Source organism: Exiguobacterium oxidotolerans JCM 12280 (assembly GCF_000702625.1).
Lineage (GTDB): Bacteria > Bacillota > Bacilli > Exiguobacteriales > Exiguobacteriaceae > Exiguobacterium_A > Exiguobacterium_A oxidotolerans.
Window position 1 is genome coordinate 1 of sequence record NZ_JNIS01000002.1, and the last position, 8,140, is coordinate 8,140.

Here is an 8,140-nt window from a genome sequence, read left to right on the forward strand (position 1 = left end):
GATTCCTTTGATGACCGTCGTTTTACCGGTTCCCGGTCCACCGGTCAAGACCATCAATGGTGCTTTGACGGCCAGTTCAATCGCTTCTCGTTGTTGCGTCGCATATTCCATCCCGAAACGTTCTTCGAGCTGACCGATTGCCGTTAAGATCGTCGCGACATCGACTTCTTGTTCTGCTCCATTCGCCATGACGCGTGCCAGCTCTTTTGCCGCCCTGACTTCCGCATAATAAATCGTCGGCAGATACAGACAGCCTTCTTCGAGTTTTACTTTATCTTCTGTCAATAACAACTCGATTGCCTGTTCGAGTCGTTCGCCTGGGTCTTCCCCTAGCAGGCGGGGAGCGCGTTGCAACAGGGAATCAATCGTCGCAAAAGCATGTCCTTCCCCTGCCTCTTGCTCAAGTATGTGCATGACGGACGCTGCAACGCGTTCCGGGTGAAGACCAACTAACCCGAGATGGGAGGCAATTTGATCGGCCGTCTTAAAACCGATCCCGCTCACTTCGTACATCAAGGAATACGGGTTTTCACGAATCCGCGCCATCGCATCCCCTTCGTACGCCGCATAAATTTTAGCTGCCAGTTTCGGCGTGACGTCGAACGGTGCCAAAAACAACATCAATTGATCAACACCATAGAGCGTTGCCAGTCGACTGAAGATGACGTCAGCTTGTTTTTGTTTAAGTCCAGGCACACGATCGAGGGCACGGCTATCTTTTAAGATGACATCGATCGCATCCTCGCCAAGTGCCTCGACGATATTTTTCGCTGTTTTCGGACCAATGCCGGTAAACGATCCATTCGTCAAAAAGCGGACAGCGGCATGCTTCGTCATCGGAACAGAGCGGCGAATCAACTCTGCCTTTAATTGTTTCCCGAACCGTGGATGATCAATCAATCGTCCGAATGCCTGGTACGTACCGCCAAGTTCAATTCCGACACCTGTTCCCGTCACGACGAGTTCGGTTTCTTTCAATTCAAAGTTTTTTTCCTTCACAGCCACCAATACGATGGAATGCGCTTCTTCTTCGGAGGAGAAGAGCACACGTTTAACACGACCGACGACTTGATGGGGGTGCTCCATCACTCCACCTACTTTCTAAAAGACTACGATCTCACTACGCTCTCACCATCATAGCATTCGTTTAATCGATTTAAAATCAGGGAAAGTGAAGTTGGACTAAAAATCGAATTGGAGGAGAAGCTTGTGGGACGATTACCAATTGCTGGCTTATGTGAATTAGTACTTGAAGTAGAGGATATGGAACGTGCTGTCGACTTTTGGCATGGGACGCTCGGAATACCGATTGTCGAACAATGGGCTCCGGATGACGCGGAACCAAGTAAAGAGCAAGCCACTCAAGACGGCGTTTGGGCGACATGGCTCTATATTGGTGGAAACACGCGACTCGGACTCTGGCTCAAACGAGATTTCACCCTTGAGGAACGGACTGTCAAAAATCTACCGGTCACGAAGTGGGATTCACTTTATGATGAAGGAGGGACTCACGTCCACTGCGCCTTTTACATTGAAAAAAACCGATTCGAGGACGCTCTGAACGTCTTACGGGAAGCAGATATTGCCGTTAAGATTCGAGAATGGGATGAACAAGAAACTTCAAATGATAAAGAATACTCCGCTTATTTTAAAGATACCGAACAAAACGTGATTGAGCTCTATACAAAAAATATGGACGAGGCGTACGAAGACTTTTCTGGTCCGCCGCAACGCGTCGTACGTGAAGTCGGAAACTAATGAACCGCCACCCCACTCACTTCGCCTGGCTATGCACTAAACGATTTTGAATCATAAGAAGTTGTATAAAAAATGGCCGACGATCCCGTGAGAAGTGGAATCGTCGGCCATTTGATTGTTGAAGGACGGAAACATCCGTCACACGGCTTGATGCTGGTCTGACTTATGCGTCAGACCCGTTCATGGACCTTATTTTAACAAAGAATCCATTTTCGCTTTCGCATCTTGCGCGAGCGTATGATTCGGTTGATATTCAAGAACCGTCTCGAGCTCCGTATAACACGCTTCTTGCTGACCAAGAAATGCAAGGGCAATCGCATAGTTATAGCGTGCGTCCGTGTGCGTTTCTTCTAACAACAGGACTTGTTCGAAAATTTCTGCCGCTTCTTCAATCTGTTCGTTTTGCGCGAGCGCAAGGCCGTATTGGAAAGCAATTTCGACGTCCACCCCGTTCAATTCCGTCGCTTGTTTCAAGCGAGGAATTCCCCGGACAGGATCCCCGAGCTTTTGATACGTCAGACCAAGCATGAAGTGTAGATCGGCGTCATCAAGTCCATGGAGTAAGGCGAGTCGTAAGGCATCTTCTGCCTCGACAAGTTGCTCTGCCGCAAAGAACAATGCCCCTTTTGCATAGTGGGCACTTGCGAACGTTGGATCAATCGTCAGCGCTTTTTCATAAAAACGTAATGCCCGGTCCGCGTCATCCATCGATTGAAGCAACGTCCCCAAATTGACATATGCCGTCGGATCATTCGGATTTTCTTCAATCGCATCGTTGAACGCTTGCGCCGCCAGTTCGTAATTTCCCGCTTCTAAATGTCTAAATCCTACTTCGTTATAATTCATCGTGTTCTCTCCCTTATGCAAGATACGTAAGACGTTCGCCCGCTTTGTACGCTTCGTCAATCGTTGCGCCACCTAAGCAGACATCACCATCATAAAAGACGACGGCTTGTCCCGGTGTGATGGCCCGTTGGCGTTCGTCAAAGGCAACATCAAGACGTCCATTTTCAAGCAAGCGGACAGTCACGCCTGAGTCTTCTTGACGGTAGCGGAACTTCGCCGTACACCGGAATGTATCGCCGACTTTCAGTGGTGCCGTCCAGCTGATGTCTGACGCATATAATCCTTCCGAGTAGAGCAGTTCATTATGGAAGCCTTGATCAACGAACAAGACGTTATCCGCAAGATTTTTTCCGACGACGAACCAAGGCTCTCCGTCTCCACCAATCCCTAGTCCATGACGCTGTCCCATCGTATAATACATCAAACCATCGTGACGTCCCATGACTTTCCCGTCGAGTGTTCGCATTTCGCCCGGTTGTGCCGGGAGGTATTGGCTGAGGAATTGTTTAAAGTTCCGTTCACCAATAAAACAGATACCGGTCGAATCTTTTTTCTTCGCTGTCGCCAAGTTCGCTTCTTCCGCGATTTTCCGGACTTCTGATTTTTCCATGTGACCGATTGGGAACATCGCTTTCGCAATTTGGTCTTGTGACAGTTGGTTCAAGAAGTACGTTTGGTCTTTATTCGTATCGACCCCACGGAGTAACTTGTGCTCCCCGTCTTCATAGACCGCACGCGCGTAATGACCTGTCGCGACAAAATCCGCCCCGAGACGCATGGCATGATCAAGAAACGCTTTGAACTTAATTTCCTTGTTACACATGACATCCGGATTCGGTGTCCGACCCAGTTTATATTCATTCAAAAAATACGTGAAGACTTTGTCCCAGTATTCTTTTTCGAAGTTGACTGCATAGTACGGAATGCCGATTTGATTGGCGACCGCAATCACATCTTCATAGTCTTCCGTCGCTGTACAAAAACCGTCTTCATCCGTATCATCCCAGTTTTTCATGAAGATTCCGATGACGTTGTACCCTTGTTCTTTCAGCAAGTGTGCTGTGACGGACGAGTCGACGCCGCCAGACATTCCGACGACGACTGTCGTCTCACTTGGCGCTTTTGCTCTTGTATTCATTGCTTTCACCTCTTATTTGTTCTGAAACGATTTTACGACATCTATCAATCCTTGTGCGAGTAGTTCGACTTGCTCCTTATCGTTTCCCCGTCCAAAACTAATTCGGACCGATTGCCGCGTCCGGTCATTTTCACCGTACATCGCGGACAACACGTGGGACGGTTCAATCGATCCTGCCGTACAGGCACTCCCACTCGAGACGGCAATTCCACGCATGTCGAGCATGATTAAAAACGGTTCAATCTCGACACGTGGGAAATAGAGATTGACGATATGCGGCAGTCCTTTATGACCGTTTTGTTCATAGGAAATCGAGGCGGTATCGAGGCGCTCGAGTAACAAGTGACGCAAGTCTTCCGACTGGGCTTTCAGTATGTCACGTTCTGCTACGATCAATTGAACGGCTTTTGCGAAACCGACGATTCCAGCGACGTTCTCTGTTCCCCGCGCGACGCTTCCGTTCTTGTTCACCGCCATATGATTGCGCTTCTAATTGAACACCTGTCCGGACGTAGAGCATCCCGACTCCTTTTGGTCCATTGATTTTATGACTTGATGCCGATAATAGGTCAATTTGACATTCTTCGACGTCGAGACTCAGCTTGCCAAAGACTTGGACCGCATCCGTATGAAAGAGAATATTTTGCTTGTTTAATAGCTGGCCCATTTCCTTGATTGGTTGCAGTGTCCCGACTTCATTGTTTCCGAACATGACCGAAACAAGAATTGTATCCGGACGAAGTGCCGCCGCGAGTGCGTCGATCGTGACGACGCCCGACTCCGGAACTTCTAAATACGTCACGTCAAATCCACGTTTTTCGAGTTCCTCGAACGCATGCAAGACGGCATGATGTTCAAAGCGTGTCGTAATCACGTGGCGACCTTGTGTTTGATATTTCATCGCAGCACCAAGAATCGCATAGTTATCCGACTCCGTTCCACCCGCCGTGAAAATGATTTCATTCGGTTTGGCATTCAGTTCACTCGCAAGTGTTCGACGTGCCGCGTCGATTGCAGCTCGTCCCGAACGTCCAAAGGCATGGACGCTCGAAGGATTACCAAACTGTTCGAGCATATATGGAGTCATTGTTTGTAGTACATCAGGGTGCATCGGCGTTGTCGCTGCATGATCAAAATATATCATTTGTCTCACCTTTCATATATAGAACATATATCCAGTATCATCATCTTCCGCTAAATCTTTTAATGTCGTCGAATCAAGTACTTGATCGACTGCACTTTGGATTTTATCCCATAATTTACGTTTCGTCACTTCATCACAATTGTCCCCTTCGACAACGACGAGTGGTCCTTCAAGCAAACGAATGATATCACCGGCTGTGATTTCTTCCGCTTTTCGTCCTAATTTGTATCCACCGTAAGCACCACGGACACTTTTGACGAGCCCGCCATTACGGAGCGGGGCAATCAATTGTTCCAAGTAATGCTCCGACAGATTATACATCTGGGCAATTTTCTTTAAGGATAGCGGCTTTTGTTCGCCTCCTTTAGCGAGTGCGATCATGATTGTCAGACCATAACGGCCTTTCGTCGAAATTTTCATCATGCGAAATAACATCCTTTCTAGTATAGTAGGAGCTGAATCCACGTGGAAAGAAGGAACGCTACCTATGGCTAATTTATTTGAATCAAAATATCCTGCTGGACCGCTCGCCAACCGGATGCGTCCTCAGTCACTGGAGGAAATCGTTGGTCAACGGCATTTGATTGGAGAGACGACCCTTTTACGTCGTGCCATTCTTGCCGATCGACTCGGAACGGTCATCTTTTACGGACCACCGGGAACCGGAAAAACGACACTGGCGCGTGTCATCTCGAGCTATACGAAGTCGGCTTTCGAACAGTTGAACGCCGTCACCGCAAAACTCGATCAATTACGCGATGTCTTGAAGGCAGCAGAATCTCGCCTACAGTTCGATGATCAAAAAACAATCCTCTTTTTAGATGAAATCCATCGTTTCAATAAAATGCAACAAGACGCGTTGCTCCCTGCTCTTGAAGCGGGTACAATCACCTTGATTGGGGCGACGACAGAAAATCCGAGCTTTGAGGTCAATGCCGCCTTACTTTCCGGGCGACCGTCTTTCGGTTCGAGCCGCCGACTGCAGACGACTTACGTGTCGTGCTTAACCGCACGTTACAAGATAAAGACCGTGGTCTTGGAAAATATCCGATTTCGATTACAGAAGAAGCGATTGATCATTACGTTAAACTATCTGACGGCGATTACCGTGCCTTATTGAATGCACTCGAGCTCGCCGTCTTGACGACTCCGGAAGTCGACGGAGAAATCACGATTGATCTCGCCGTCGCCGAAGAATCGATTCAGCAAAAAGCATTGAAATACGATAAAGACGGTGATCGCCATTATGACGTTATCTCGGCTTTCATTAAATCTATCCGCGGATCCGATCCGGACGCAGCATTATATTGGCTCGCCGTCATGATTGAAGCGGGCGAAAGTCCTCGTTTCATCGTCAGACGGTTGTACGTCCATGCCGCGGAAGACATCGGGCTATCGGATCCACAAGCTCTGTTGATTGTCGACGCTTGTGCTCGTGCGTGTGAATACGTCGGTTTTCCGGAAGCACGAATTCCGCTCGCTGAAACGGTGTTGTACTTGGCGACGGCACCTAAGTCAAATACCGTCATCACAGCAATCGACAAGGCGCTGGCTCTCGTACGACGTTCGGACGGCGGACCGGTCCCACCGCATCTTCGTGACGCCCATCATCCCGGTGCAGAAGCACTCGGAAATGGTGTCGCTTATCAATACCCGCACCAATTCCCTCACGCTTACGTGAAACAAAGCTATTGGCCGGAAAACTTAGCGCGGACGAAACCGGTCTTTTATGAACCAAGTCCACGCGGCTTCGAGAAACAGCTCCAAGCCCGACTCGAGTTTTGGAAAAACAGCCGTAACCATTCAAGATGCGAAAAAGCGACCGAAGTGGTCGCTTTTTTTAACGGACGCGTTCGATCGTAACGCCTGCTTCGCGAACGATCTCATTGATGACGTGACTTGCTGCAATCAAACCACCGACCGACGGAACGAATGCGTTCGAACTTGGTGGCATCTTCGCTTTTCGAATGACTGCTTCGTCATTTCCGACGACTTGACGCACTTCTTCGATTGTTTTGACAGGTGGTTCATCCGAAAAGACGACAGGAACACCTTTTATGGATCCTTCCTTGCGTAAACGTGTCCGGATGACTTTTGCTAATGGATCATATGTCGTATCTTTGATGTCAACGATCTTAATCCGTGTCGGATCCATTTTATTTGCCATCCCCATGCTCGAGATGATTGGAATGTTGCGTCGTTTACACTCTTTAATCAAATGAATTTTAAACGAGACAGTATCTGATGCATCGATGACATAGTCCGGTTGTTGGTCAAAAAAGGGATTCGTACGTTTCTTCATTGTAGAACATCTTCAGGCGGACGATTTCTAAATCGGGATTGATCAACATCAACCGATCTGCCATCGCATCGACCTTCGGTTGTCCGACGGTCGGCAGCAGGCATGGATTTGGCGATTGACGTTCGTGATATCGATGTCATCTTTATCGACGAGAATCAATCGTCCGACAACACTCCGGCCAGTGCTTCTATGAACCAAGTCCACGCGGCTTCGAGAAACAGCTCCAAGCCCGACTCGAGTTTGGAAAAAACAGCCGTAACCATTCAAGATGCGAAAAAGCGACCGAAGTGGTCGCTTTTTTTAACGGACGCGTTCGATCGTAACGCCTGCTTCGCGAACGATCTCATTGATGACGTGACTTGCTGCAATCAAACCACCGACCGACGGAACGAATGCGTTCGAACTTGGTGGCATCTTCGCTTTTCGAATGACTGCTTCGTCATTTCCGACGACTTGACGCACTTCTTCGATTGTTTTTGACAGGTGGTTCATCCGAAAAGACGACAGGAACACCTTTATGGATCCCTTCCTTGCGTAAACGTGTCCGGATGACTTTTGCTAATGGATCATATGTCGTATCTTTGATGTCAACGATCTTAATCCGTGTCGGATCCATTTTATTTGCCATCCCCATGCTCGAGATGATTGGAATGTTGCGTCGTTTACACTCTTTAATCAAATGAATTTTAAACGAGACAGTATCTGATGCATCGATGACATAGTCCGGTTGTTGGTCAAAAAAGGATTCGTACGTTTCTTCATTGTAGAACATCTTCAGGCGGACGATTTCTAAATCGGGATTGATCAACATCAACCGATCTGCCATCGCATCGACCTTCGGTTGTCCGACGGTCGGCAGCAGGGCATGGATTTGGCGATTGACGTTCGTGATATCGATGTCATCTTTATCGACGAGAATCAATCGTCCGACACCACTCCGGGCCAGTGCTTC

The 8,140-nt window shown here is 48.3% G+C and carries 5 protein-coding genes and 4 pseudogenes; 2 read left to right on the forward strand and 7 right to left on the reverse strand.

Annotation, left to right across the window (positions count from 1 at the left end; translation table 11 throughout):
* On the reverse strand, positions 1-1,086 hold a 1,086-nt coding region (locus P403_RS0115825; RefSeq protein WP_034801649.1), incomplete at its 3' end, for a helix-hairpin-helix domain-containing protein.
* 123 nt (positions 1,087-1,209) lie between these two features.
* Here P403_RS0115825 and P403_RS0115830 point away from each other — a divergent pair.
* On the forward strand, positions 1,210-1,758 hold the full coding sequence (locus P403_RS0115830) for a VOC family protein (RefSeq protein ID WP_034800839.1): 549 nt from the start codon (positions 1,210-1,212) through the stop codon (positions 1,756-1,758).
* 189 nt (positions 1,759-1,947) lie between these two features.
* Here the strand turns inward: P403_RS0115830 and P403_RS0115840 are convergent, their stop codons facing one another.
* From P403_RS0115840 to cymR, 4 genes and pseudogenes are all read right to left on the reverse strand, one after another.
* Complete coding sequence (locus P403_RS0115840; RefSeq protein WP_235195163.1) at positions 1,948-2,664, reverse strand: tetratricopeptide repeat protein; 717 nt, start codon at positions 2,662-2,664, stop codon at positions 1,948-1,950.
* Entirely contained in the window at positions 2,618-3,742 is a 1,125-nt protein-coding gene (gene mnmA / locus P403_RS0115845) for a tRNA 2-thiouridine(34) synthase MnmA (protein ID WP_029331022.1), read from the reverse strand. Before mnmA ends, P403_RS0115840 begins: the two co-directional genes overlap by 47 nt.
* 12 nt (positions 3,743-3,754) lie before the next feature.
* Positions 3,755-4,886: pseudogene (locus tag P403_RS16205) on the reverse strand (cysteine desulfurase family protein).
* Between the two features lie 12 nt (positions 4,887-4,898).
* The gene (gene cymR / locus P403_RS0115855) at positions 4,899-5,306 is read right to left on the reverse strand and encodes a cysteine metabolism transcriptional regulator CymR (RefSeq protein WP_029331024.1); all 408 of its coding nucleotides are present in this window, start codon (positions 5,304-5,306) and stop codon (positions 4,899-4,901) included.
* A gap of 67 nt (positions 5,307-5,373) precedes the next feature.
* Between cymR and P403_RS16210 the strand changes: the two are divergent.
* Positions 5,374-6,749: pseudogene (locus P403_RS16210) on the forward strand (replication-associated recombination protein A).
* Here P403_RS16210 and P403_RS16215 read toward each other — a convergent pair.
* Positions 6,727-7,458: pseudogene (locus P403_RS16215) on the reverse strand (tRNA threonylcarbamoyladenosine dehydratase). The pseudogenes P403_RS16210 and P403_RS16215 overlap by 23 nt on opposite strands.
* Before the next feature lie 30 nt (positions 7,459-7,488).
* A pseudogene (locus P403_RS16220) lies at positions 7,489-8,140 on the reverse strand (tRNA threonylcarbamoyladenosine dehydratase); the annotation flags it as partial.